The organism is Aerophototrophica crusticola, assembly GCF_012913305.1.
Taxonomy (GTDB): Bacteria; Pseudomonadota; Alphaproteobacteria; order Azospirillales; family Azospirillaceae; genus Niveispirillum; species Niveispirillum crusticola.
On sequence record NZ_CP051775.1, the window covers coordinates 1233273 to 1256456 of the forward strand.

23 protein-coding genes and 1 pseudogene are annotated in these 23184 nt (G+C 69.9%); 14 read left to right on the forward strand and 10 right to left on the reverse strand.

Features of this window, described 5'->3' with window-relative positions; all coding sequences use genetic code 11:
- Window positions 1-13 precede the first annotated feature (13 nt).
- The gene (locus HHL28_RS06025) at window positions 14-1486 is read right to left on the reverse strand and encodes a pyruvate kinase (protein WP_075769348.1); all 1473 of its coding nucleotides are present in this window, start codon (window positions 1484-1486) and stop codon (window positions 14-16) included.
- A 293-nt stretch (window positions 1487-1779) separates the two neighbouring features.
- Between HHL28_RS06025 and ccoG the strand changes: the two genes are divergently transcribed.
- The 9 genes and pseudogenes from ccoG to HHL28_RS06070 all read left to right on the forward strand — a co-directional run bounded on the left by ccoG (window position 1780) and on the right by HHL28_RS06070 (window position 11088).
- Window positions 1780-3339 carry a cytochrome c oxidase accessory protein CcoG gene (ccoG, locus tag HHL28_RS06030; protein ID WP_083698827.1) on the forward strand — a complete coding sequence of 520 codons (1560 nt, stop codon included), beginning with the start codon at window positions 1780-1782 and terminating at the stop codon, window positions 3337-3339.
- 8 nt (window positions 3340-3347) lie between these two features.
- A complete protein-coding gene (locus HHL28_RS06035) occupies window positions 3348-3842 on the forward strand; it encodes a FixH family protein (protein WP_075769349.1) in 495 nt (164 codons plus the stop codon).
- Window positions 3839-6229 (forward strand): heavy metal translocating P-type ATPase, encoded by a 2391-nt coding sequence (locus HHL28_RS06040; protein ID WP_075769350.1) that lies wholly within the window; start codon window positions 3839-3841, stop codon window positions 6227-6229. The genes HHL28_RS06035 and HHL28_RS06040 overlap by 4 nt, the downstream gene beginning before the upstream one ends.
- Entirely contained in the window at window positions 6226-6399 is a 174-nt protein-coding gene (gene ccoS / locus HHL28_RS06045) for a cbb3-type cytochrome oxidase assembly protein CcoS (protein ID WP_075769351.1), read from the forward strand. The genes HHL28_RS06040 and ccoS overlap by 4 nt, the downstream gene beginning before the upstream one ends.
- Before the next feature lie 38 nt (window positions 6400-6437).
- The gene (locus HHL28_RS06050; protein WP_075769352.1) at window positions 6438-6650 is read left to right on the forward strand and encodes a hypothetical protein; all 213 of its coding nucleotides are present in this window, start codon (window positions 6438-6440) and stop codon (window positions 6648-6650) included.
- Between the two features lie 233 nt (window positions 6651-6883).
- The gene (serS, locus tag HHL28_RS06055) at window positions 6884-8158 is read left to right on the forward strand and encodes a serine--tRNA ligase (RefSeq protein WP_075769353.1); all 1275 of its coding nucleotides are present in this window, start codon (window positions 6884-6886) and stop codon (window positions 8156-8158) included.
- The gene (gene surE / locus HHL28_RS06060; protein WP_075769354.1) at window positions 8151-8927 is read left to right on the forward strand and encodes a 5'/3'-nucleotidase SurE; all 777 of its coding nucleotides are present in this window, start codon (window positions 8151-8153) and stop codon (window positions 8925-8927) included. Before serS ends, surE begins: the two co-directional genes overlap by 8 nt.
- Window positions 8924-9585, forward strand: a pseudogene (locus tag HHL28_RS06065) (protein-L-isoaspartate(D-aspartate) O-methyltransferase). The gene surE and the pseudogene HHL28_RS06065 overlap by 4 nt, the downstream one beginning before the upstream one ends.
- Window positions 9586-9789: 204 nt before the next feature.
- A complete protein-coding gene (locus tag HHL28_RS06070; protein WP_169654866.1) occupies window positions 9790-11088 on the forward strand; it encodes a LysM peptidoglycan-binding domain-containing protein in 1299 nt (432 codons plus the stop codon).
- Window positions 11089-11297: 209 nt separating this feature from the next.
- On the opposite strand, the gene HHL28_RS06075 is transcribed toward HHL28_RS06070, so the two are convergent.
- From HHL28_RS06075 to HHL28_RS06085, 3 genes are all read right to left on the reverse strand, one after another.
- Window positions 11298-11609, reverse strand: a complete 312-nt coding sequence (locus HHL28_RS06075) for a BrnA antitoxin family protein (RefSeq protein ID WP_075769356.1) — start codon at window positions 11607-11609, stop codon at window positions 11298-11300.
- Window positions 11593-11868, reverse strand: coding sequence for a BrnT family toxin (locus HHL28_RS06080; RefSeq protein WP_075769357.1), 276 nt, complete (start codon window positions 11866-11868; stop codon window positions 11593-11595). Before HHL28_RS06080 ends, HHL28_RS06075 begins: the two co-directional genes overlap by 17 nt.
- 436 nt (window positions 11869-12304) lie before the next feature.
- A complete protein-coding gene (locus HHL28_RS06085) occupies window positions 12305-13162 on the reverse strand; it encodes an ATP-binding protein (RefSeq protein ID WP_075769358.1) in 858 nt (285 codons plus the stop codon).
- A gap of 247 nt (window positions 13163-13409) precedes the next feature.
- On the opposite strand from HHL28_RS06085, the gene yajC reads away from it, so the two are divergent.
- Both yajC and HHL28_RS06095 read left to right on the forward strand, forming a co-directional pair.
- Window positions 13410-13691: a preprotein translocase subunit YajC gene (gene yajC / locus HHL28_RS06090; RefSeq protein ID WP_404326638.1), complete on the forward strand. Its 282-nt coding sequence runs from the start codon at window positions 13410-13412 to the stop codon at window positions 13689-13691.
- An 83-nt stretch (window positions 13692-13774) separates the two neighbouring features.
- On the forward strand, window positions 13775-14149 hold the full coding sequence (locus tag HHL28_RS06095; protein ID WP_075769360.1) for an Mth938-like domain-containing protein: 375 nt from the start codon (window positions 13775-13777) through the stop codon (window positions 14147-14149).
- An 84-nt stretch (window positions 14150-14233) separates the two neighbouring features.
- Here HHL28_RS06095 and hpnE read toward each other — a convergent pair whose 3' ends face one another.
- From hpnE to HHL28_RS06110, 3 genes are all read right to left on the reverse strand, one after another.
- Window positions 14234-15481: a hydroxysqualene dehydroxylase HpnE gene (gene hpnE / locus HHL28_RS06100; protein ID WP_075769361.1), complete on the reverse strand. Its 1248-nt coding sequence runs from the start codon at window positions 15479-15481 to the stop codon at window positions 14234-14236.
- Between the two features lie 12 nt (window positions 15482-15493).
- Complete coding sequence (locus tag HHL28_RS18395) at window positions 15494-17242, reverse strand: squalene/phytoene synthase family protein (protein WP_075769362.1); 1749 nt, start codon at window positions 17240-17242, stop codon at window positions 15494-15496.
- Window positions 17243-17420: 178 nt separating this feature from the next.
- A complete protein-coding gene (locus HHL28_RS06110) occupies window positions 17421-18041 on the reverse strand; it encodes a superoxide dismutase (protein WP_075769363.1) in 621 nt (206 codons plus the stop codon).
- Window positions 18042-18263: 222 nt separating this feature from the next.
- On the opposite strand from HHL28_RS06110, the gene HHL28_RS06115 reads away from it, so the two are divergent.
- Together HHL28_RS06115 and HHL28_RS06120 are read left to right on the forward strand one after the other, a co-directional pair.
- Complete coding sequence (locus tag HHL28_RS06115) at window positions 18264-19109, forward strand: phytoene/squalene synthase family protein (RefSeq protein WP_075769364.1); 846 nt, start codon at window positions 18264-18266, stop codon at window positions 19107-19109.
- 84 nt (window positions 19110-19193) lie between these two features.
- A complete protein-coding gene (locus HHL28_RS06120) occupies window positions 19194-20069 on the forward strand; it encodes an NAD(P)-dependent oxidoreductase (RefSeq protein WP_075769476.1) in 876 nt (291 codons plus the stop codon).
- A 10-nt stretch (window positions 20070-20079) separates the two neighbouring features.
- On the opposite strand, the gene HHL28_RS06125 is transcribed toward HHL28_RS06120, so the two are convergent.
- A complete protein-coding gene (locus HHL28_RS06125; protein ID WP_404326641.1) occupies window positions 20080-20532 on the reverse strand; it encodes a cupin domain-containing protein in 453 nt (150 codons plus the stop codon).
- A 108-nt stretch (window positions 20533-20640) separates the two neighbouring features.
- Window positions 20641-22017 (reverse strand): methylenetetrahydrofolate--tRNA-(uracil(54)-C(5))-methyltransferase (FADH(2)-oxidizing) TrmFO, encoded by a 1377-nt coding sequence (trmFO, locus tag HHL28_RS06130; RefSeq protein ID WP_075769365.1) that lies wholly within the window; start codon window positions 22015-22017, stop codon window positions 20641-20643.
- A gap of 130 nt (window positions 22018-22147) precedes the next feature.
- Here trmFO and HHL28_RS06135 point away from each other — a divergent pair, with 130 nt between their 5' ends.
- Window positions 22148-22645, forward strand: a complete 498-nt coding sequence (locus tag HHL28_RS06135; RefSeq protein ID WP_169654868.1) for a DUF1499 domain-containing protein — start codon at window positions 22148-22150, stop codon at window positions 22643-22645.
- Window positions 22646-22741: 96 nt separating this feature from the next.
- Here HHL28_RS06135 and HHL28_RS06140 read toward each other — a convergent pair whose 3' ends face one another.
- A complete protein-coding gene (locus HHL28_RS06140) occupies window positions 22742-23134 on the reverse strand; it encodes a hypothetical protein (RefSeq protein ID WP_075769366.1) in 393 nt (130 codons plus the stop codon).
- Window positions 23135-23184 lie beyond the last annotated feature (50 nt).

The window sequence follows — 23184 nt, forward strand, 5'->3', positions numbered from 1 at the left end:
GGATGACTTCCCCTCACCAACTCCGCAGCGCCCGCAGCTTCGGTGTCTTCTTGGTCTGGTGTTCGGCCATGCGGGTCAGCAGGCGGTCCAGCAGGGCCACCGCCTCCACCACGTGGGGACCCTTGTTCAGCATCACGCATTCGGCCCGGGCAGCCATGGCGGCGTCGGTCATGTCGCCGCGGGTGGGCAGGCCTTTCTTGACCAAGCTTTCCAGAACCTGGGTGGCCCAGATGACGGGCACATGGGCCGCCTCGCAGATCCACAGGATCTCCTCCTGCATCTCCGCCAGCCGCTCGAACCCGATGGCCACGGCCAGGTCGCCGCGGGCGATCATCACGCCAAAGGGCTGGTGGGAAGCGGCCTGGACGATGATCTCCGGCAGGTTCCGGACGGCGACAGGCGTCTCGATCTTGGCCACCAGCCCGATGCGGTGCCAGTCATCGGGCCGGCGTGTGGCCAGTTCCTCCTGCAACAGGCGGATGTCGTTGCCGCTCTGCACGAAGGAATAGCCGATCAGGTCCGCCGTGCGCGCCACGAAGTCCAGGTCCCGCCGGTCCTCCTCCGTCAGCGCGGTCAGGCCCAGGTCCGTGGCCGGGAAGTTCAGGCCCTTGTCCGCCTTCAGCTTCACCCCATCGGGTAGCGCTTGGGTGACCCGCACCTCCGCCCCGCCGGCAAGCACCCGGTCCACCACGCCGGCCAGCTTGCCGTCGTCCAGGAACACGGGGTCGCCCTGCCTCAGCTTCTCCACCGCGCCAGGGATCGTGCAGGTCGCCTGGATGGCCGCCTCGCCGTCCGACAGGAAGGAACCCGAGACCAGCAGGAACCGGTCGCCCGTTCCCAGCCGCCGTTCCTCCTTTGGCCCCTCAACTGTTCCGACCCGGCATTTGGGGCCGCCCAGATCCATCAGGATGCGGGCCCGCCGACCCGTCACCGCCTCGGCGGCGCGCAGGTTGGCCACCATGGCGGCCCAGGCGTCGGCATCGTCATGGGCGCAGTTGATGCGCACCGCGTCCATCCCCTGGCGCAGCAGGTCCACCAGCAGGGATGGGGTGGTCGCCGCCTCGGAGGGCAGGGTCACCAGGATTCGCACGCCGCGCCCGCCTGTGGGGCCCAGCAGCTCCACCGTGTCCGCCTCCAGCAGCCGTTCGCCCCGGAAGAAGGCCTTGGGCCGGGGATAATGGGGGGCAGGGCGGCCGTTCACGGCCCGCAACGCGCCGAGCGTGGCATCCAGGTTGGCCAGGACACGGCCCTCCAACCGGCCCAGGGAGGACAGGCCGTGGGCCATCAGCTCCCGCTGAAGCTCGCGCAGGTCCCGGTGGCGCAGGGCCAGGTAGTGGGCCAGGTTCAGGGCGCTGACACGGAACCGGCGGCGGCCGATCCCCGGCCGCCAGCGTCGGTAACTCTCCCGGCCCTCCCGGGCCACCGCCTCCCTCAGCTCGGTCAATTCGCGCAGCAGGTCGGCGGCGGGGCGCACAGTGTCGGTCATGGCAGGGGTGCTTCTCTGCGGGGGCGGTGTCGGCGGCGGGGGACCCGTCACGGGCACTAAACCAACGGTCCGCGACAGTTTTTTGTCAGGCCGCGCCTTTCCTTCCCGAGCGCGGCCTGCGGCCACGGGGGGGCACCCCGGACGGGGCGGCCAGGTCCCAGGCGGGACGGCGGAAATTCGGCCGCCTTTGATCTATCGCAAGGCGCCCCGCGTCCGCCGTCGGTAGCGTCCGGACAAGTCGGCGCCCAAACCATTCCGAGGGTTGCCGTCACCGGAACACCCGAGGTCCCACCATGGACGGTCACGTCGACGGGCAAGCGCTGGATCGGCAGGCGACCCTGCTGGAGAAGGCTGCGGCCGCCGACGCGGCCCAGGTCAAGTTCGCCTCCCGCGCCGCCCGCACCTCCAAGCCCCAGCCGGCGGCGGAGGGGCAGTCCCTCTACGCCGACCACCAGAAGGTCTACCCGAAGAAGGTCAGCGGCCCGTACCGCCGGGCCAAGTGGCTGGTCCTCGCCTTCTGCCTGGCCGTCTACTACCTGGTCCCCTGGATCCGCTGGGACCGGGGGCCGGACGCGCCCGGCCAAGCCGTGCTGGTCGATCTGGGTGCCCCGCGCGCCTATTTCTTCGGAATCGAGATCTGGCCGCAGGAAGTCTATTTCATCACCGGCCTGCTGGTGCTGGGTGCCCTGGGCCTGTTCCTGGTGACCTCGCTCTTCGGCCGCCTCTGGTGCGGCTATGCCTGCCCGCAGACGGTCTGGACCGACCTGTTCCTCTGGGTGGAGCGGGTGATCGAGGGGGACCGCGGCGCCCGCATGCGCCTGGACAACGGGCCCCTCACCGCCGCCAAGGTGGTGAAGAAGGGGCTGAAGCACGCGGCTTGGCTGCTGATCTCCATCGCCACGGGCGGCGCCTGGATCCTCTATTTCAGCGATGCGCCCACCTTCATGGTGGAGTTCTTCACGGGTGCCGCCAGTGCCCAGGCCTATTTCTTCGTCGGCTTGCTGACCTCCACCACCTACATCCTCGCCGGCTGGGCGCGGGAGCAAGTCTGCACCTACATGTGCCCCTGGCCGCGCTTCCAGGCCGCCATGCTGGACACCCAGTCCATGGTGGTGACCTATGAGGGCTGGCGTGGGGAGCCGCGGGGCAAGACCAAGGCCGGCGCGCCGCCGGCCGGCCGCGGCGACTGCGTGGACTGCGCGCAGTGCATCGCCGCCTGCCCCACGGGCATCGACATCCGCGACGGCATGCAGCTGGAGTGCATCGGCTGCGGCCTGTGTATCGACGCCTGCAACGAGATCATGGTGAAGATGGGCCGCCCCGCCGGGCTGATCCAGTTCGACACCCTGGCCAACCTTGAGTCCCGCCAGTCCGGCAAGGGTCCCGTGCGGTGGAAGCTGCTGCGCCCGCGCACCCTGATCTATGCCGGCCTGATCACCGTCGTCTCCGCCGTCATGCTCGCCGCCCTGCTGCTGCGCACGACGCTGGAGGTGAACGTCCTGCGTGACCGTGCGCCCCTCTACGTCACCCTGTCTGACGGGGAGGTGCGCAACGGCTTCACCCTCAAGCTCCTGAACAAGAAGCGTGAGGCGCTGGGCTTCCTGCTCACCGTGGACGGCATCAAGGACGCCACACTGGTGGTCCAGGACATCGGCCAAGCCGCGGGCGGGGAAGGGGTGAAGGTCCACGCCGCCCCCGACACGGTGGAGACCTTCCGCGTCTTCGTCATCGCGCCGAAATCCTCCCTGTCTGCCGAATCCACCCCCATCACCTTCCGTCTGGCCGAGCCCGACAGCGGCGACACCGCCCGCTATGACGGCGTCTTCCTCGGCCCGCACGGCCCCCGCAAGTGAGGCACGCCATGGTCGCCGCCACTCCCTCCGCCCCCCGCAAGAGCACCTGGATCCCCTGGGTCTTCGTCGGCGCCATGGCCGTGGTGGTCGCCGTGAACGGGGTGATGATCACCGCCGCCGTGCGCTCCTTCTCCGGCCTCGCCGTGTCCAAGCCGTTCGAGCGTGGGCTGCAGTACAACAAGGTGCTGGACGTGCAGCACCGGCAGGACGCGCTGGGCTGGAAGCTCACCAGCGCCTTCACCGGCATGCAGGGCCTGGACGGCACCCTGACCCTCACCGCCCGCGACCAGGAGGGCAAGCCGCTGGAGGGTGTGGCCCTCACCGCCACGCTGCAACGTCCCCTGGGTGGCGCCGCCGACATCACCCTGGACTTCCTGCCCTTGGGCGACGGCCGCTACGCCGCCCCCGTATCCCTCCCGGCCCCCGGCCAGTGGGAACTGCACGCCACCCTGGTGCGCGGCACGGCCGAGTATTACCTGGTGCAGAGGGTGGTCGCGAAATGAGCCTCGCCCTGCAGGATATCGCCGCGGACCCGCGGCCGGCCCCCGGCACCTGCCGGCACTGCGGCCAGCCCGTGCCCAAGTCCGGCGAGGAATTCTGCTGCCCGGGCTGCGCCGGCGCCTACGCCCTGATCCATGAGCTGGGTCTGGATGCCTATTACGCCCGCCGCGACGCCCAGGGCGACCAGCCGGTGACGGCCGAGGGCCCCGTCCTCGACCTCGCCAACTTGGTGGAGACCGCGGCCGACGGCACCTGTTCCCTGCGCCTGCGGGTGGATGGGCTGACCTGCGGCGCCTGCGTCTGGCTGATCGAGAGCGCGCTCAAGGCGCAGGGCCCCGTCACCGACGCCCGCGTGAACCTGACCACCCGCCGCCTGACCCTACGCTGGAAGGGCGGCGCCGACCTTGCCGAGGGGCTGGCCGCGACCGTGCGCAAGCTGGGGTACCGCCTGGCCGCCTTCGACACCGGCGCCGCGGACGACCCGCAGAAGGCGCAGGAAAAGGAACTGATGCGCTGCATGGCCATCGCCGGCTTCTCGGCGATGAACATCATGCTGCTGTCCGTCTCCGTCTGGTCCGGCCATGCCGGCAGCATGGGGGAGGCGACCCGCACCCTGATGCATTGGCTGTCGGCCCTGATCGCCCTGCCGACGGTGGCCTACTGCGCCCGCCCGTTCTTCCGCTCCGCCCTGGCGGCGCTGAAGGCGGGCCGCACGAACATGGACGTGCCCATCAGCCTGGGCGTGACCCTCGCCAGCTCCATCAGCCTGTGGGAGACCTTCGAGCACGGGGAGCACGCCTATTTCGACGGCGCCGTGATGCTGCTGTTCTTCCTGCTGATCGGCCGTTTCCTGGACAGCCGCGCCCGCGGCCGCGCCCGCTCGGCGGCAGAGCACCTGCTGGCCCTGGGCCGCACCCCCGTCACCGTGCTGAAGCCCGACGGCACCGCCACCCTGCTGGCCCCCTCCGCCGTCGCCAACGGCTCCACCGTCCTGGTGGCGGTGGGGGAGCGGGTGGGCATCGACGGCACCGTCAGCGACGGCGTCTCGGAAGTGGACACCAGCGTCGTCACGGGCGAGACGCAGCCCCAGCCCGTCGAGCCCGGCGCCCGCGTCTTCGCCGGCATGGTCAACCTGTCCGCCCCCCTCCGCCTGACGGTCACGGCCAGCGGCGAGGGTACCCTGCTGGCGGAGATCGTCCGCCTGATGGAGGCGGCGGAGCAGGGCCGCGCCCGCTTCGTGGCCCTGGCCGACCGGGTGGCCAAGAACTACACCCCGGTGGTCCACACCCTGGCGCTGGCCACCTTCCTGGCCTGGACCTTCCTGATGGGCCTGGCCTGGCAGGAAAGCCTGTTCATCGCCGTGGCGGTCCTGATCATCACCTGCCCCTGCGCCCTGGCCCTGGCCGTCCCGGCGGTGCAGGTGGTGGCCAGCGGCCGGCTGCTGCGCGGCGGCATCCTGCTGAAATCCGCCACCGCACTGGAGCGGCTGGCCAAGGTCGACACCATCGTCTTCGACAAGACCGGCACCCTGACCCTGGGCCGCCCCGACCTGCTGCCCGACCTGGAGCGGCGGGGTGAGGACCTGGAGTCCGCCGCCCGCCTGGCCCGCGCCAGCAAGCACCCCCTGTCCCGCGCCCTTGCCCGCGCCGCCGGCCCTGGCCCCGTGGCGGAGGGCGTTCGGGAAATCCCCGGCATGGGCCTGGAGCTGGACGGCCCCGCCGGCCCCATCCGCCTGGGCCGCCGGAGCTTCGTCGGGCTGGAGGAAGGACCCCAGGCCGTGGGGGAGGGGCCGGAACTGTGGTACGCCCGCCCTGGCCGCGTGCCCGTCCGCTTCGCCTTCGCCGACCGCGCCCGCGCCGACGCGGCGGAAGTGGTGGGCAAGCTGCGCGCCGCCGGCTACCGGGTGGAGCTGCTGTCCGGTGACCGTCCCGGCACCGTCGCCGCCCTGGCCGCCGGCCTTGGCATCGCGGAGTGGCGGGCCGGCGTGGACCCCGCGGGCAAGTGCGCCCGGCTGGCGGAGCTGCGCGCCAGCGGCGCCAAGGTGCTGATGGTGGGCGACGGGCTGAACGACGCGGCGGCTTTGGCCGCGGCGGATGTATCCGTCTCCCCGTCCTCGGCCGTGGACATCGCCCAGACCGCCGCCGACGCGGTGTTCCAGGGCGACCGGCTGGCCCCGGTGGCGGAGCTGCTGTCCGTCTCCCGCAAGGCGGAGCGGCTGGTCATCCAGAACCTGGGCTTCTCCCTGCTCTACAATCTCTGCGCCGTGCCCATCGCCATGGCGGGCCACGCCACCCCGCTGGTGGCGGCGGTGGCCATGTCCAGCTCCTCGCTGGTGGTCCTGGGCAACGCGCTCCGCCTGTCCCGCCGCGCCAAGGAGGCCCGGTCATGACCATCCTCTTGCTGCTGATCCCCGTCGCCCTCGGCCTCGGCTTCCTCGGCCTGATCGCCTTCCTCTGGTCGGTCCGCACCGGCCAGTTCGAGGATCTGGACGGGGCGGCCACCCGCATCCTCTTCGACGACGGCAAGCCCTTGCCGCCGGGCCAGAAGTCCCAAGCCTGACCATGACAAGAACCATCATACAGAAAGGAGCATCCGCCATGCGCTCACCGGTCCTCGGCGTCGTCGGCGCCATCATCGCCATCATCGGCCTGTTCCTCGCGGCCGGCACCCATGAGGATGGCCTGCTGTTCGGCGGCCTGCTGTTCTTCCTGTTCGGCGTGTTGCTGAACTTCTGGCTGATCGCCCGGGTCGACTACTCCGACAAGCACGCCAAGACCGAAGACCAGGGCCACGCCGTCGCGGCGGAGTGAGCATCCTTCTCCCCACTCCCCTTACCGTCACCCCGGCGAAAGCCGGGGCCCAGGGGTCCAGGGCGCATCGCTCGTGATCCTGGGTCCCGGCTTGCGCCGGGATGACGCTTTTTGGGGAAAGGGATGGCTACGATCAGGGCGGGGCTAGCGCGAGGGACCCTCCCTCCCGCTGGACCGCCCCCGTTCCCCCCACTATAAATCGGGTCCCGTTTACCCCTGTCACGCCGGGCCCCATGCACGACCTCCGCGCCATCCGCGACAATCCCGAAGCCTTCGACCGGGGCCTTGCCCGCCGCGGGCTGGCGCCCCTGTCCCCGTCCATCCTGGAGCTGGACCAGCGCCGCCGCGCCGCCCAGACCGCCTTCCAGGAGATGCAGGCCCGCCGGAACGAGGCCTCGCGCCTGATCGGCCAGTACAAGAAGGACGGCAAGGACGCCCAGCCCCTGCTGGATGAGGTGGCCGCCCTGAAGGAGCGCCTGCCCGCCACGGAGGAGGAGGAAAAGCGCCTCGGCGCCGAGCTGGACGCCATCCTGGCCGGCATCCCCAACCTGCCCGCCGACGACGTGCCCGACGGCAAGGACGAGCACGACAACGTCGAGGTCCGCCGCGTCGGCACGCCCGCCGCCGTCCCCGCGCCGAAGCAGCATTTCGAGCTGGGGGAGGCCCTGGGCCTGATGCAGTTCGACGCCGCGGCCAAGCTGTCCGGCGCCCGCTTCACCGTCCTGCGCGGCCAGCTCGCCCGGCTGGAGCGCGCCATCGGCGACTTCATGCTGGACACCCACACGCGGGAGTTCGGCTATGAGGAGGTGAGCCCGCCCCTGCTGGTGAAGGATGAGGCGGCCTATGGCACCGCCCAGCTGCCCAAGTTCGCCGAGGACCTGTTCCAGACGACCAACGGCTATTGGCTGATCCCCACGGCAGAGGTGCCGCTGACCAATCTGGTGGCCGATTCGATCCTGGACGCCGACGAGCTGCCCCTGCGCCTGACCGCCCGCACCCCCTGCTTCCGGTCGGAGGCCGGGTCCGCCGGCCGCGATACCCGCGGCATGATCCGCCAGCACCAGTTCTACAAGGTGGAGCTGGTCAGCATCACGCGGCCCGACCAGTCCCAGGCGGAGCATGAGCGCATGACCGCGGCGGCGGAGACCATCCTGACCCGGTTGGGCCTGCCGTTCCGCACTGTCACCCTCTGCACCGGCGACATGGGCTTCGCCGCCCAGAAGACCTACGACATCGAGGTCTGGCTGCCCGGCCAGGACGCCTACCGGGAAATCTCCTCCTGCTCCAACTGCGGGGATTTCCAGGCCCGGCGCATGAAGGCCCGCTTCCGCGCGAAGGGGGACAAGGCGACCCAGGCGGTGCATACCCTGAATGGCTCGGGTGTCGCCGTCGGGCGCTGCCTGATCGCCGTGATGGAGAACTACCAGCAGGCGGATGGCTCAATCCTCATCCCGGACGTTCTAAAGCCATACATGAACGGCCTGGAACGGATCTCGAGGAATGGCTGAGTTCGATTTCACCGGCGCGCGCATCCTGGTCAGCAATGACGATGGTATCCACGCGGCCGGGCTTGGGGTGCTGGAGAAGATCGCCCGCACCCTCACCGAGGACGTCTGGGTCGTGGCGCCGGAGCAGGAGCAGTCCGGCGCCAGCCACTCCCTCACCATGCACCGGCCCCTGCGCCTGAAGCAGGTGGGGGACCGGCGCTACACCGTGGACGGCACGCCCACCGACTGCGTGCTGCTGGCCATCAACCACCTGCTGGCCGACAGGAAGCCCACCCTGGTGCTGTCCGGCGTGAACCACGGCAACAACATCGGGGAGGACATCACCTACAGCGGCACCATCGCCTGTGCCATGGAGGCGACGCTGCTGGGCGTCCGCGCCATCGCCTTCAGCCAGCGGATCGAGGGTGACCGGCCCCTGTCCTGGGACGTGGCGGAGCGGTTCGGGCCGGAGGTGGTGCGCAAGGCCATGTCCGTGGATTGGCCCCGCCACGTGCTGGTGAACGTGAACTTCCCCGCCGTGGCGCCGGAGGAGGTGACCGGCATCCAGGTGGTCCGCCACGGCAACCGCAAGATCGGCGACGAGCTGGATGAGCGGATCGACCCCCGCGGCCGTCGCTATTTCTGGATCGGCCCCGTGCGGGGGGAGGCGGAGGTGCCCGCCGACACGGACGTGCATGTGGTCAGCCATGGCGGGATCTCCGTGACCCCGATATACTTGGACCTGACACACTACGCGGCCATGGACCGGTTGAGGGAGGCCTTCGCGTGAGCACCGCGGCGCGCAAGATCAGGTTGCTGATGTTGCTGCGCCGCAATGGCGTCACGGACGTCCATGTGCTCCGCGCCCTGGAGCTGATCCCGCGGGAGGCGTTCGTCCCCGGCCCGTTCCAGGACCAGGCCTATGAGGACACGGCCCTGCCCATCGGCCATGGCCAGACCATCAGCCAGCCGCTGGTGGTGGGGCTGATGTCCCAGGCGCTGGAGATCACCGACCGGATGAAGGTGCTGGAGGTGGGCACCGGGTCCGGCTACCAGGCGGCGATCCTGTCCAAGCTGGCCCGCCGCGTCTACACGGTGGAGCGTCATCGCCCCCTGTTGCAGGAGGCGGAAGCCCGCTTCCACCAGCTCCGCCTGCACAACATCACCGCCCGGCTGGCCGACGGGATGAAGGGCTGGCCGGAGGCAGCCCCTTCGAGCGCATCCTTGTCACGGCGGGGGGAGGGGCGGAGCCACCCCCAGACCTGCTGGCGCAGCTTGCCCCGGGCGGGGTGATGGTCATACCTTTGGGCGCCGACCGGCGGGGCCAGTCGGTGGTGCGGTTCCGCCGCACCGATACCGGCATCGACCGGGAAGAGCTGTGGCCCGTCCGCTTCGTGCCGTTGCTGCCGGACATCGCCGGCGAGCCAGCGCGGGCCAGCGGCGGGTGAACCACCGGGTGCCTGATGCCAAGCGCATGAGTCGCCGGCTCATGCGCTTGGAGGCCGGCGACCGCCGGCCCGCGGGCTCGTGCCCGCGTGAGCCAAGGGCGCGGATGCGCCCGCCCGGCGTTTGAGGGCGCTGTTGATCGGTCACGATCAACGGCGGCGTGTATGAGGGGAGTGCGTGGGTTGAGGGGTTCCAAGGGTTGGCGCGTGACGGCATGGGCGGTGGGCGCCCTGGTCCTGGCCGGCTGCTCCACAGGGCAGGCCCCTCCCGTCCCGTCGGGGGGCGGTGCGAACAGCATCTTCGTGTCGCAGGGTGACACGGTCTATACCCTGGCCCAGCAGTACCGGGTGCCCGTCCGTGAGTTGATCGAGGCCAACTGCCTGGCCGCCCCCTACGCCCTGTCCCCTGGCCAGCGCCTCATCCTGCCCGTGCCGCGGGATTACACGGTCCAGCCGGGCGACACGGTCTATGCCATCGCCCGCCAGTTCCAGGTGGACATGAGCGCGCTGGTGCGCCTCAACAACATCCAGCCGCCCTATACCATCCGGGCGGGCCAGAGCTTGCGCCTGCCCGCCAGCAGCCCCACCCCGGCCACCACGGTGGCCCAGGCGACCACCCGCGCGCCGACGCCGCCCCCCGTGGCCCGGCCGTCGGCCCCCGCCACCTCCGCCCCGCCCACCCGCGCCACGCGGCTCAGCGTGGAGACGGAGGAACTGGCCCCGCCCGGCGGCCAACCCGCCCCCGCGGCGCCTTCGTCCAACAATGGCGCCCCGCTTCCCAAGCCCGTTCCGCCCCCTGCCACCCCGCCGGTCACCAGCCAACCCGCCAGCCGCACGGTCACCACCCCGCCCGTCACCACGGCCCCCACGGGCCCCGCCCCCGTCAGCAAGCGGGGGATGGAGGCGGAGTCCCTGCCGCCCCCGTCGGGGAGCACGGCATCTCCCGCCGGTCAGGCCGCCCAGGCGCCGACGGCCCCGTCCTCCGCCGTCCCGCCCGCGTCGCGAGCCACGCCGGCCCCGGTGGACCGTCCCGCGGCCGCCGACCCGGCCCCGACCGCCACCCGGCCGACGCCGCCCCCAGGCCAAGCCCCCGTGCCGCCGTCAGAGGCAGCCTCCCAGGTCGCGGCCTTGCCCAGCACCCCACCGCCCCGGGCGGGTGGCCGCTTTGCCTGGCCGGTGCGCGGCCCGATCCTGTCCGACTACGGCCCCAAGCCTGACGGCCTGCGCAACGACGGCATCAATATCGGCGCACCGAAGGGCACCCCGGTGAAGGCGGCTGACAACGGCATTGTCGCCTATGCCGGCAACCAGCTTCGCGCCTTCGGCAACCTGGTGCTGGTCCGCCACGACGGCGGCCTGGTCACCGTCTACGGCCACCTGGACAGCATGTCGGTGGAGCAGGGCCAGCGCGTCACCAAGGGCCAAGCCATCGGCACCGTCGGCCAGACCGGCAACGTCCGCTCCCCCAACTCCATTTCGGCCTGCGCAAGGGCGAGACGCCGCTGAACCCGACGGATCAGTTAGAGCGGTGAGGGGGCGTGTCGCAGGCTTGATGGGGCATTTGCTGGTGACCAGGGACGAAGCCCCATGCAGGGCACCTGATGTCACCCCGTCCTCCGAGCCGGGGGCCTCGGGATCGGTCGATGCAGATCACCGAAAGCCCTGTTGAAGCACGCCACCAGTACGATCACGTCACGGCAACCCGCCGGCAACCCTCACTCCGCCGCGTCGACGGTCCTTGCTCGCTCGATTTCCCACTCCATCTGTCGGCGCAACGCGGCGTTCATCATGGTTTGGTATCCCCGTAGGCCCGCCTTGGCCCGGAAATATTCCAGCACGTCCGCATCCACCCGCATGGTGATGGATGCCTTGGGACGCCTCGCCAGTATCCCGCGGTAGCCCACGGCATCGGGCCTGATCTCCGGCGCGTCCTCATCGATGACGATTTTGTCGTCCGGTCGGTCGCGCAATGCTTTCAGATCAGCCAAGTCTTCGGGTGTGAGGTTGTCCTCAGGTCTGCCGGGCATACCGCATCCTTTCCGCCTTGTTCGCCCGCCGAACGCTGATGATCCGGCCGGGTTCATCGTCCGCCTCGGGCAGGGTGTGGGTCACATGCAGCACCTCCCCGAACAGGCAGCACAGGCTGTTCCATCGCAGTTCGTCGGGGTGGGGATCCTCGAAGGTCAACAGTTGGGGGGCCGCTTCAAGGGCGACAGCCCCGACCCGCAGCCTGACCCCATGCTTGCGATGATTCAGCTCGTCCTTCTTAGGGTCCCACACCCACATTCCAGCCTCTGTATGTACGTACAGTTTGCTCGTGACCCCCGGATGTCAAGGGCCTCGGCAAGAATACACAAAGAGGATATCAGGGCGGGAGGGAAAAGGGGATCTTTCGCGGTTTACGCGGGCAGCAGGGGGCCGAGCGTCGGCAATGGACAAAAATCCTATCACCGCCTATGCTCGAGCGCGGAACCAAAGCCATCGGCTCTTGTACATCACCTATATCAAAAATCTGGCAGGCATCCACGCCTATCCGCGCCCGAGTCCTTTCGCTTCCCTGACCTCGCTTAACGTTACCAAACCCCGACCCGGTCAAGTTAGTCACCTTAAGGCGATTTGTCCAACAAAATCAGGCACATATAACTTTACCGGGGTGAAGTTAAGCGTCAACTTTGGTAAAGTTAAGGTCAACTTAGTCAAACGCCGTCAAGCATCCGCCCCGTCACGGCACCGGCTTGCCCAGCCGTCCCGCCACCTCCTGGATGAACTGCCAAGCGACGCGGCCGGAGCGGTTGCCGCGGGTGACGGACCATTCCACGGCCTGGGCGTGCAGCTCCTCCGCCGGGATGTCCAGGCCGAAGGCGGCGGCATAGCCGTCCACCATGGCGAAGAAGGTGTCCTGGGCGCAGTTGTGGAAGCCCAGCCACAGGCCGAACCGGTCTGACAGGCTGACCTTCTCCTCCACCGCCTCGGACGGGTTGATGGCGGTGGACCGTTCGTTGTCGATCATGTCCCGCGGCATCAGGTGGCGCCGGTTGCTGGTGGCGTAGAACACCACGTTGGCCGGCCGCCCCTCGATCCCGCCCTCCAGCACCGCCTTCAGGCTCTTGTAGTGGCCGTCATCGGTGCCGAAGGACAGGTCGTCGCAGAACAGCACGCAACGCCGCCCCGATCCGCGCAGGATGTCCAGCAGGGCGGGCAGGGTGGGGATGTCCTCCCGGTGGATTTCCACCAGGGCCAGTGTGCCGGGGGCATCCCGGTTCACCCTTGCGTGCACGGCCTTGACCAGGCTGCTCTTGCCCATGCCACGGGCGCCCCACAGCAAGGCGTTGTTGGCGGGCAGGCCGCGGGCGAAGCGGCTGGTGTTCTCCAGCAATATGTCGCGCTGCCGCCCGATACCTTGCAGCAGGTCCAACTCCACATGGTTCACGACCGGCACGGGGGTCAGTTTCCCCGCCGCCGCATGCCAGACGAAGGCGTCCGCTGCGGACAGGTCGGGCCGGGCCGGCGGGGGCGGGGCAAGCCGCTCCAGCGCGTCGGCGATTCGGGACAGCAGCGGCAGCAGGGCGTCGGCGGACATGGGCAAGGGCTCGGGGCTTGGCAGGACGGGGTGGCGGGGCCACTTGGGGAAGGCCGCGGCAGACTAGCAGCCCGCCCCCGCCCCGGGAAAGGCGGGGTTTCCGTTGCAACACCTGTGCGGGTGGGTATAGTCCCGCCAACCCGCGAAGAACGCACCGAAGGAGCCTTTCCATGTTCATTTCTGAGGCCTATGCCTCGACCGGCGCCGCTGGCGACCCCACGGGCGGCCTGATCTCGCTGCTCCCCTGGTGCTGATCTTCGTCGTCTTCTACTTCCTGCTGATCCGCCCGCAGCAGAAGAAGCTGAAGGAGCACAAGGCCATGCTGGAGGCCCTGCGCCGGGGCGACAAGGTGGTGACCGGCGGCGGCATCGTCGGCACGGTGGTCAAGGTCGGTGCCGACGAAGACGTGACCGTGGAGATCGCGGAGGGTGTCCGCGTCCGTGTCGTCCGCAGCACCATCACCGGCGTCCTGGCCAAGACGGAGCCCGCGAAGGCCGAGGCCATCGACGCCGGCAGCCTGAAGAAGTAAGGCCACCCCCTTTACCGGGATGGCGGCGGCCCCCAGCTTGGCTGTTGGGGGCCGCAGGCTTTTCTGACAGGGGGAATCGACCCATGGACATCACGCCCATCATCCCCGCTGACCGGCAGGTGATCGACACCTACGGCACCGGCCGGTTCCGGGTCAGCAACACCTTGCACGAAGGCGCGGTGATCGTCTTCCCGGACCGCACGATCCCCTGGCCCGCCACAGGATTCGCGGGACTGTCCCTGGCCGACTTCGAGCCGGTGACCAAGGCCGACCCGGGCGTGGAGGTGCTGTTGCTGGGCAGCGGGCCGAAGATGCAACTCCTGCCCAGCACCCTGCGCCGCCAGCTCAAGGAGGCGGGCGTCGTGGTGGACGTGATGGACACGGGCGCGGCCTGCCGCACCTACAACGTCCTCCTGGCCGAAGGCCGCCGCGTCGCCGCCGCGCTGCTGCCGGTGTGATTGTAGGTCGGATTAGGCGCGGAGCGCCGTAATCCGACGGCCCCGTAGACGCGGTGAAGTCGGATTACGCTTCGCTAATCCGACCTACGAAGCCAGTGCCAGCCTCGCCGCCAGGTGCCCGGATTGCACGGCCCCCTCCAGGGTTGCAGGCAATCCGGTGTCGGTCCAGTCGCCGGCCAGGAAAAGGTTCGCGAACCGGGTCCGTGCCCCTGGCCGGTTGGCTGCCTGGGCGGGCGTCGAGGCGAAGGTGGCGCGCTTCTCCTTCACCACCCGCACCGCGGGGCAGGGGCCTGAAAGGCCCATCGCCTGGGCCACGTCGCGCCAGACCAGATCCGCCAGTTCCTCCGCCGGCCGGTCCACTAGCGTCTCCGCGGCGCTGACGGTGACGGAAACCACGTCCCCCCGGACGAACAGCCACTCCGCCAGCCCGCCCACCAGCCCCAGCAGGGGCAGCCCGCCGGGTAGGCGCGCCGGCCGGTCCAGCCGGTAATGCAGGTTCAGGATGGCCCGGTGCTCCGTCGGCGCCGCCAGCCCCGGCAGCAGCGCCGCCGCCTGCTCCGCCGGCAGGGCCAGCACGACGGCATCGGCTGGCCCGACCGACTCCACCCCGTCCCCGACCCTCAGGCCCGTGACCCGGCCATCCCCGGATTCCAGCCCCTTCACCCGCTGCCGGAACCGTACCCCCGCCCCGCGGCAGGCCAAGTAGGCCAGGGCCGGTTCCACCAAGGCGTCGGACAGCCCCTCCCGGGCGATGCAGGGCCGGCAGGTGGCTTCCCCGGCCAGCAGGGTGCGGCGAAAGACGGTCCAGAGCAGCCGCGCCGATGCCTCCTCCGGCTGGGTGTTGAGGATGGAGACGGCCAGCGGCCGCCACAGCCGCCGACCGATCAGGCCTTCCAAGTCCAACCGGTCCGCCACCGTGTCCTGAGGCTTGGCCGTGGCCAGCCTCAGCATTTCCAGGTGCGCGAGGGCGCCTACCCCCGCCACCCGCCGAGCAGGGTTCATCAGCCACAGCGGCAGCCTGCCCTGGGGCCGGACACACCAGCTTTCGCCGGTTTCCAGATCAAGGAACGGCACCTGCGCCGGGCTGACCATGTCCAGCCTGTCCCGCGCGCCCAACCGGTCCAGGTAGCGGAAGACTTCCGTGTTGCCGCTCAGGATCAGGTGGTTGCCGTTGTCCAGTGGCCGGTCGAGCACCCGGTCATGGTAGCTGCGGCAGCGCCCGCCGGCCTGCTCCGCCCCTTCATGCAGCACAACAGGCCTTCCCGCCTCGGCCAGGGCGGTGGCGGCGGCCAGCCCCGCGAGGCCGGCGCCGATCACATGGGTGGTGGCCAAGGTTGGTCCCGCTCAGAAGGAGGGTGGCCGGCCCAGGGCGCTGCGCAGGGCGATGCCGATCTTCTCCACCTTGCCCAGGCGGGGGCGGGTGTTCAGGTCGCGCCAGCCGCGGGCGCGCAGGCGTTGGAGCAGCCGGTGGTACAGCAGCATCATGGCCACGGCGGGGGCCAGGGGCTTGATGTCGCCGGTCAGCAGGGACCGGGCTTCCCGGAATTTCTCCTCCGCCCGCTCCGCCAGCGCCTCGCACACCTCCCCCAGCTTCACATGGGCCAGCACGGCATTGGGATCGCGCAGGGCCAGGCTGGGGTCGATGCCGGCGTCCAGCAGCAGCTCCCACGGCAGGTAGCAGCGGCTGTCGCGCGCGTCCTCCGCCAAGTCGCGCAGGATGTTGGTCATCTGTAGGGCATCGCCCAGCGCGATGGCAAAGCGCTGGGCCTGCGGGTCGTCCCGCCCGAAGACGCGGATGGAGACGAGGCCCACCGCGCCGGCTACCCGGCGGCAGTACAGGGACAGGCTCGTCAGGTCCGGCGCCCGGATCGGCCCGTCCACGTCCATCAGCATCCCATCGATGATGGCGTCCAGCTCCACCTTGGGCAGGCCGAAGCGTTTCACGGCGACGGCCAGGTCCCGCAGGGGGGCACCGGGCCGGCACTGCTCCTCCGGCTCGGCATAGATCGCCTCCACCCGCCGCCGCCACTCCGCCAGGGCGGTGCGCTTCGCGTCGGCGGGGGACGGGCCGTCGGCCACGTCGTCCACGGCCCGGCAGAAGGCATAAATGGCGAACATGGCCGCCCGCTTTTCCGGCGGCAGCAGCCGCAAGGGCCAGTAGAAGGTGCTGCCGGACTTGCCTGCCGCTTCCTGGACGGACTTGGGCAGCTTGCGCTTGCGCGGGCGACGGGACAGGCCGTCACCGATGCCCAGCAGGACCGCCCCCATCCGTCCCAGGGTGCCCACCTCCACCCGGCCGGCCAGCGGATCATGTTTCCGCAGCAGGGCGGCAAGCGCGATGGCGAGGCGCAGGATGACGGCCGCCTCCATCCGCAGGCCCGGGTGGCGCACCAGCCGGGGTAGGGCGCGGGCGCGGTCCAGGAGGACGTCCACCTGGTCCAGGGTCCGGTCGATCACCTTGCGCACGGCGGGGGTGGCGTTTTCCTCCACCAACTGCTCATGGTGGCCGCCGGCCTCCGCGAACCAAGCCAGCGGCAGGTAGCAGCGGCCAAGGTCCACCCAGTCGGCCCGGCAGTCCTGGATGTGGTTCAGGATCTGGAGCGCGGTGCAGAGGGCGTCGGCGGCCGGGGCGGCGGCCATGCTCTCCCCGTGCAGCTCCAGCAGGAAGCGGCCCACGGGGTTGGCGGAGTAACGGCAATAGAGGACCAGGTCGCCCCACTGCTTGCAGGTGCCGCCTTGGGCATCCCGGCGGAAGGCCTGGAGCACCTGCCTGGCATGCAGGCCGGAAACGCCGGTGGCCGTCAGGCTGGCCTTCAACTGGAGGGCGGGGGCCAGCCAGGCCTGGGTGCCCACGCCGCTGACCAGCGCGCGCTCCAGCGCGTCGAGCTGGGCGATCTTGACGTCCGGTTCCAGGTAGGGGTCGTCGGCGATGTCGTCCGCCAACCGGACGAAGGCGTAGAAGGCCATCACGTGCGGCCTAAGCCGCGCCGGGACCAAGCGGGAGGCAACCGGGAAATTCTCCTCGGCCGCGGTCTTCCTGGCAGTGGGCTCCCCCGGTTCCGCGGAGGACGGCATGGTGCGGAAGTCGGCCATCGCGGGACTCGGCTGCTGGGCGGACGGCGTCACTGTGCCAGAACACCGACCCGGCTTGGAAGTTGCGTTAGGGCGTAGTGCCCTTGGTCGAAAGGACCATCCCCTTGCCACCCGGCCAACCTGACCCAGGGCGCCCTGCCGCCGGCCAGGACCGGCGGCAGGGACCCGCGGTGATGCGTCAGGCGCCCTTGGCGATGGCGGCCAGGCGCTCGTTCACGGCGTTCCAGTTCACCACGTTCCACCAGGCGGCCAGGTAGTCGGCGCGGCGGTTCTGGTACTTCAGGTAATAGGCGTGCTCCCACACGTCGTTGCCCATCAGCACCTGCCGGCCGTCCATCACGGGGGTGTCCTGGTTCGGCTTGGCGACGATTTCCAGCTTGCCGGCGGCATCGGCGGTGACGAACACCCAGCCGGAGCCGAACTGCTTGGTCCCGGCCTCGTTGAACTTCTTCTTGAAGTCCTCGAAGCTGCCGAAGTCGCGGGTGATGGCCTCGCCCACGGTGCCGGTGGGCTCACCGCCGGCGTTCGGGCCCATGATGGTCCAGAACATGGAGTGGTTGAAGTGGCCGCCGCCATTGTTGCGGACGACGGTGCGGATGCTCTCCGGCAACTCGCCCAGCTTGGACAGCAGGTCCTCCAGCGACAGGGACTGGAGCTGGCCATGGTCGGCCAGGGCGTTGTTCAGGTTGGTGATGTAGGTCTGGTGGTGCTTGCCATGGTGCAGGCCCATGGTCTGCGCGTCGATGTGGGGCTCCAGCGCCGCGGGATCATAGGGCAGGGGGGGCAGGGTGAACGCCATGGTTTCGCTCCTTGTGGACAGCGGATTGTTCGGCTGAACGGGTTGGCGCCGCGCCTGCCTGGGGCAGGACGGCGCAGGGCACGTGGGCAGAGATACGGCTGCCCTCGGCATGGGTCAACCCGTGCGCGGGAAGGAACGGTCTGCCACACCCATCTTTCCCCGGCCTATCCTTCACCCGGGTGGGCATCATATAAGCAGGCACCCGCAAGCCCCCCGGACACCATGGCCGACCCCACCCTTTCCTATTGCGCCGACCAGGTGCGCCGCTTCGACAATGACCGGTTCCTGACGGCCCTGTTCGCGCCGGCCAACCGGCGGGAAGATCTGTTCGCTCTCTATGCCTTCAACCTGGAGGTGGCGAAGACGCGGGAGGTGGTGACAGAGCCCATGCTGGGCCAGATCCGTCTGCAATGGTGGCGCGACACCATCGATCAGATCTATGCCGGGCAGGAGCGGCGGCATGAGGTGGTGCAGCCCCTGGGCGCCGCCGTGCGCCGCCACGGGCTGGAGCGTGCCCTGTTCGACCGGCTGGTGGATGCGCGGGAAGCCGACCTGGACGACTCCGCCCCGGCCAGCCTGGACTGCCTGGTGAACTACGCCAACTCCACGGCGGCCCCCTTGGTGCAACTGGCGTCCCAGGTTCTCGGCGTGAACGACGCACCGGCCATGCAGGCCGCCCGCCATGTGGGCATCGCCTGGGCCCTGACCGGCATCCTGCGCAGCGTCCCCTTCCTGGCCCGCGCCCACCGGACAAGGCTGCCGGCCGACCTGATGGCGACTCATGGGGTGATGGAGAACGCCCTGTTTGACGGGAAGGCGGGGCCGGGCCTTGCCGCCGTCGTCAAGGAGGTCGCGGCGGTGGCGCGGGATCATCTGGCGCAGGCCCGCGCCCTGCGGCGGGAGGTGCCCAAGGTTGCCCTGCCCGCCCTGCTGCCGGCCACCCTGGCCGACCTGTACCTGGGCGTGCTGGCGCGGGAGGGGCATGACCCGTCGGCGGCGCGCGTGCAGCTCCAGAACCCGTTCCGGCAGGTCAGGCTGGGTTGGGCGGCGCTGACGGGGCGTTGGTGAGGGAACAGCATGGCCGCCCCGCGCTGACCGACCGCGATCAGCATTGTTGTGATTGCGGCATGGAATCGGGAAACGGGGGTGGACATGGACATCGGCTTCATCGGCCTTGGCAACATGGGCAGCGCCATGGTGGCGAACCTGCTGAAGGCGGGCCACCGGGTTCGGGTCTGGAACCGGACGGCAGAGGCGGCCCGTGCGCTGGCCGACAAGGGCGCCGTGCCTGTGGACCGGCCGCATGATGCCTTCGGGGGTGACGCGGTGCTGTCCATGCTGGCCGATGACCGGGCGGTCAGGGCCGTGTTGCTTGACGGCGGGGTGCTTGAGCAGGCGCCCGCGGGGCTGGTCCATGCCAACATGGCCACCATCTCCGTCGCCTTAGCGCAGGAGTTGGCGGAGCGGCATGCGGCGCGGGGGATCGGCTATGTGGCGGCCCCGGTCTTCGGGCGCCCGCCGGCCGCCGCGGCAGCCCAGCTGAACATCGTCACCGCGGGGGCGGCCGATGCCTTGGCCCGGGTGCAGCCCCTGTTCGACGTGCTGGGCCAGCGTACCTGGCCAGTGGGGGACGATCCGGTGCGGGCCAATGTGGTGAAGCTGTCCGGCAACTTCATGATCGCTGCCGCCATCGAGGCCATGGGGGAAGCGACGACCCTGGCTGCCGCCTATGGGGTGGAACCGCGCGACCTGTTGGAAATCCTGACCAACACCCTGTTCGCGGCCCCGGCCTATAAGGGTTATGGCGAGCAGATTGCCAGTGGCCGGTATGAGCCGGCGGGCTTCAAGCTGGCCCTCGGCCTGAAAGACGTGCGATTGGCCCTGGAGGCGGGGGAGGGCCGGTCGGTGCCCCTGCCGCTAGGCAGCCTGCTCCGCGACGGCTTTCTGGACTCCATCGCCCATGGTGACGGGGAGAAGGATTGGGCTGCCCTGGCCCTGGTCGCCCGGCGGCGTGCCGGCCAGGGCTGACGGCTTTGGCTCACTTCGCCCGCTCGGCCAAGGGATAGGCGATGATCAGGACCAGATCCTGCTCGCCCACCTGCCGGATTCCAACATTGTTGCCGTCGTAGAGATAGGCCGTGTCCCCGGCCCGGACCCTGGTGGTCACGCCATCGGACGTCACGTCGCCCTCACCGCTCAGCACATGATAGACCTCGTCATGGGCGATGACATGCAGCCCGATGGAAGCCCCGGGGTGGAGGACGCGCTTGCGGAACTCCATGGCCCGGTTGGGTACGCCGTCGGAGATCCGATAGGCGGTGCTCATGCCCGTGCCGTTGTGCGGGGGTGGCTGGCGAACCATGGTGTCCGCCTCCCGCACCACCATGCCCTTACCCGCCGGCGGCGATGCCGGTTCGGGATGCCGTTCCTGCGCCTGGACCGAAAAGGGCAGGGCGGCGATCAAGGCCAGTGGCAGGAACAGGCGAATCATGGATTGTCCCCCGGTGTCATTGTTCCGGGGCACTATCGGGCGCGGGCCGCGCCCCCCACAACCCGGGACGGCGGCCCTTGTCGTACTAAGCCGATCAGCGACGCCGGTTCATTCCGCAGCCGCGGCTGGAGCCCGACCCAGCCAAGCGTCCAAGTCGGCCAGCGCCCGGCGGGAGTATGCGAGCTTGCGGTCCTTGCCGTGGAGTTCCTTGCCGTTGGGGCCGCGGGCGTCCACCGGTGGGAACAGGCCGAAGTTCACGTTCATGGGTTGGAACGTCTCGGCATCCGCACCGCCGGTGATGTGGTGCAGCAGGGCGCCGAGCGCCGTGGTGGGCGGGGGTAGGGACGGGGCCTTGCCCAGCCGTTCCGCCGCGGCGAAGCGGCCGGCCATCAGGCCGACGGAGGCGCTTTCCACATAGCCCTCGCAGCCCGTGATTTGGCCGGCGAAGCGTAAGGCGGGGCGGGCCTTCAGGCGCAGGGTACCATCCAGCAGGCGGGGGCTGTTCAGGAAGGTGTTGCGGTGCAGGCCGCCCAGGCGGGCGAACTCCGCATTCTCCAGGCCCGGGATCATCCGGAACACCCGCGCCTGCTCCGCATACTTCAGCTTGGTCTGGAAGCCGACCAGGTTGTAGAGCGTGCCCAGGGCGTTGTCCTGGCGGAGCTGCACCACGGCGTAGGGGCGCTTGCCCGTGTGCGGGTTGGTCAGGCCCACAGGCTTCATGGGGCCGTAGCGCAACGTATCTACGCCGCGCTCCGCCATCACCTCGATGGGCAGGCAGCCCTCGAAGTAGGGGGTGTTCTTCTCCCACTCCTTGAAGTCGGTCTTCTCACCGGTGCGCAGCGCCTGGATGAAGGCCTCGTACTGCTCCTTGTCCATGGCGCAGTTGATATAGTCCTTGCCGGTGCCGCCGGGGCCCACCTTGTCATAGCGGGACTGGAACCACGCCTTCGACAGGTCGATGCTCTCCAGATAGACGATGGGGGCGATGGCGTCGAAGAAGCTGAGCTGCGCCTCTCCCGTCAGGTCCAGGATGCCCTGGGCCAGGGCCGGGGAGGTGAGGGGGCCGGTGGCCACCACCACGTTGTCCCACTCCGCCGGCGGCAGGCCGGCGACCTCCCCCCGCTCCACCGTCACCAGCGGGTGGCTGCGCAGGGCGTCCGTCACCGCGTCTGCGAACCCGTCCCGGTCCACGGCCAAGGCGCCGCCGGCGGGCACCTTGTGCCTGTCCCCCGCCGACAGGATCAGCGAACCGCAGCGGCGCATCTCCTCATGCAGCAGGCCGACGGCGTTGTATTCGTGGTCGTCGGACCGGAAGGAGTTGGAGCAGACAAGTTCCGCGAACTTGTCGGTCTGGTGCGCGTCGGTGCCGCGGACGGGCCGCATCTCGTGCAGCACCACGGGGATGCCGGCCTGGACGATCTGCCAGGCGGCCTCGCTGCCGGCGAGGCCGCCGCCGATGACATGGATGGGGGCGTGTTCGGTCATGGCGTAGAGGGATGGGCCTGCGGGCGCGCCTCGTCAAGCCCTTGGGTGCGGGACCCGCTTTCCCTGGCGACGAGGCTTGCGCCTTCGGGGTAGGATCATTGCAACAACAAGGGATGTGGGGATGAGACGCATGATGTGGGGCATCTTGGCGGTTGCCGTGCCGGTGCTGCTGTTCGCGGGTTGGCACGGGGTCAACGCGATGCGGCTGGAGGGGCTGAAGCGCGAGTTGGGCATGCCGGTGGACTTCAACCGGCTGGTCCTGGGCTGGAAGCCGAACCAGTACCTGCTGGCCCCGCCGGGCACCACCGCCCAGGCCACCCCCCATGCGGAAGCGCCGACCTTCCCGATCCCGGCGGAGCGGCTGCGCGACCTGCTGCTGGCCGCCGCCACGGCCGAGCCGCGGGCCCAGGTGTTGTACCGGTCCAATGACGGGTTGCGCTTCACCGTGATGCAGCAGACGGCGCTGATGCGTTTCCCGGACTTCGTGTCGGTGGAGGTTCGCCCGGTGCCGGGCGGCAGCACGGTGCTGGCCTATAGCCGGTCTGTCTATGGCATCCGGGATTTCGGGGTGAACCAGAAGCGGGTGGAAGGCTGGCTGGCCGAGGTGAAGGCACAGGCAGGGTTGTGACCACCGGGGACCCCGACGGCCCCGTTTCGCGACTTTCGAATTCGAAAGTCCAGGATGGCGTGCCGGCCCGCCGTGGAACGGCCCGTCGAGCTGAGCCTATTTCTTCCACCAGGATTTCTTGGCCGGGGCCAGGGCGCGCTTGGCCTGGTCCAGCTTTTCCTCCAGGTAATCGACGCGGAACTGCAGGCCGGCGCTGCGGCGGCGGACCTCGGCCAGTTCCTTGGCGTCTTCCAGCCGCTGCTGCTGCGCCTCGTCCAGCTTCTGGCGCAGTTCATCCACTTGGCGGCGGGATTCGCTGAGGTCGCGGCTGGTTCGGTCCAGGATATCCGCCAGGGTTTCCTGGTCCTTGGCCGACGGACCGGCGGCGGGCGCACCGCCGCCGCGCCGGCCGGGGGACAGGGACGCAGCCTCCGCCTCGCGGGCCGGAACCTTGCCCGACCCTTCCGCAACCATGCCGGATTCGCGCGGCGACTGCCGTTCCCCTGCCATCAAACTGTCTCCCTGCTGACGGGCAGACAGTTAACGCCCCAGGCGCTAAG

What these genes read in the sequence shown, in the direction of transcription:
- HHL28_RS06035 (WP_075769349.1), top strand. Translation starts at nt 3,348, where the DNA reads ATGGTCGCCGCCACTCCCTCCGCCCCCCGCAAGAGCACCTGGATCCCC.
- HHL28_RS06085 (WP_075769358.1), bottom strand. Translation starts at nt 13,162, where the DNA reads ATGTCCGCCGACGCCCTGCTGCCGCTGCTGTCCCGAATCGCCGACGCG.
- HHL28_RS06025 (WP_075769348.1), bottom strand. Translation starts at nt 1,486, where the DNA reads ATGACCGACACTGTGCGCCCCGCCGCCGACCTGCTGCGCGAATTGACC.
- ccoS (WP_075769351.1), top strand. Translation starts at nt 6,226, where the DNA reads ATGACCATCCTCTTGCTGCTGATCCCCGTCGCCCTCGGCCTCGGCTTC.
- HHL28_RS06140 (WP_075769366.1), bottom strand. Translation starts at nt 23,134, where the DNA reads ATGGCAGGGGAACGGCAGTCGCCGCGCGAATCCGGCATGGTTGCGGAA.
- surE (WP_075769354.1), top strand. Translation starts at nt 8,151, where the DNA reads ATGGCTGAGTTCGATTTCACCGGCGCGCGCATCCTGGTCAGCAATGAC.
- HHL28_RS06110 (WP_075769363.1), bottom strand. Translation starts at nt 18,041, where the DNA reads ATGGCGTTCACCCTGCCCCCCCTGCCCTATGATCCCGCGGCGCTGGAG.
- HHL28_RS06135 (WP_169654868.1), top strand. Translation starts at nt 22,148, where the DNA reads ATGATGTGGGGCATCTTGGCGGTTGCCGTGCCGGTGCTGCTGTTCGCG.
- HHL28_RS06075 (WP_075769356.1), bottom strand. Translation starts at nt 11,609, where the DNA reads ATGCCCGGCAGACCTGAGGACAACCTCACACCCGAAGACTTGGCTGAT.
- HHL28_RS06050 (WP_075769352.1), top strand. Translation starts at nt 6,438, where the DNA reads ATGCGCTCACCGGTCCTCGGCGTCGTCGGCGCCATCATCGCCATCATC.
- HHL28_RS06095 (WP_075769360.1), top strand. Translation starts at nt 13,775, where the DNA reads ATGGACATCACGCCCATCATCCCCGCTGACCGGCAGGTGATCGACACC.
- serS (WP_075769353.1), top strand. Translation starts at nt 6,884, where the DNA reads ATGCACGACCTCCGCGCCATCCGCGACAATCCCGAAGCCTTCGACCGG.
- ccoG (WP_083698827.1), top strand. Translation starts at nt 1,780, where the DNA reads ATGGACGGTCACGTCGACGGGCAAGCGCTGGATCGGCAGGCGACCCTG.
- HHL28_RS06115 (WP_075769364.1), top strand. Translation starts at nt 18,264, where the DNA reads ATGGCCGACCCCACCCTTTCCTATTGCGCCGACCAGGTGCGCCGCTTC.
- HHL28_RS18395 (WP_075769362.1), bottom strand. Translation starts at nt 17,242, where the DNA reads ATGGCCGACTTCCGCACCATGCCGTCCTCCGCGGAACCGGGGGAGCCC.
- trmFO (WP_075769365.1), bottom strand. Translation starts at nt 22,017, where the DNA reads ATGACCGAACACGCCCCCATCCATGTCATCGGCGGCGGCCTCGCCGGC.
- HHL28_RS06120 (WP_075769476.1), top strand. Translation starts at nt 19,194, where the DNA reads ATGGACATCGGCTTCATCGGCCTTGGCAACATGGGCAGCGCCATGGTG.
- HHL28_RS06125 (WP_404326641.1), bottom strand. Translation starts at nt 20,532, where the DNA reads ATGATTCGCCTGTTCCTGCCACTGGCCTTGATCGCCGCCCTGCCCTTT.
- HHL28_RS06080 (WP_075769357.1), bottom strand. Translation starts at nt 11,868, where the DNA reads ATGTGGGTGTGGGACCCTAAGAAGGACGAGCTGAATCATCGCAAGCAT.
- HHL28_RS06040 (WP_075769350.1), top strand. Translation starts at nt 3,839, where the DNA reads ATGAGCCTCGCCCTGCAGGATATCGCCGCGGACCCGCGGCCGGCCCCC.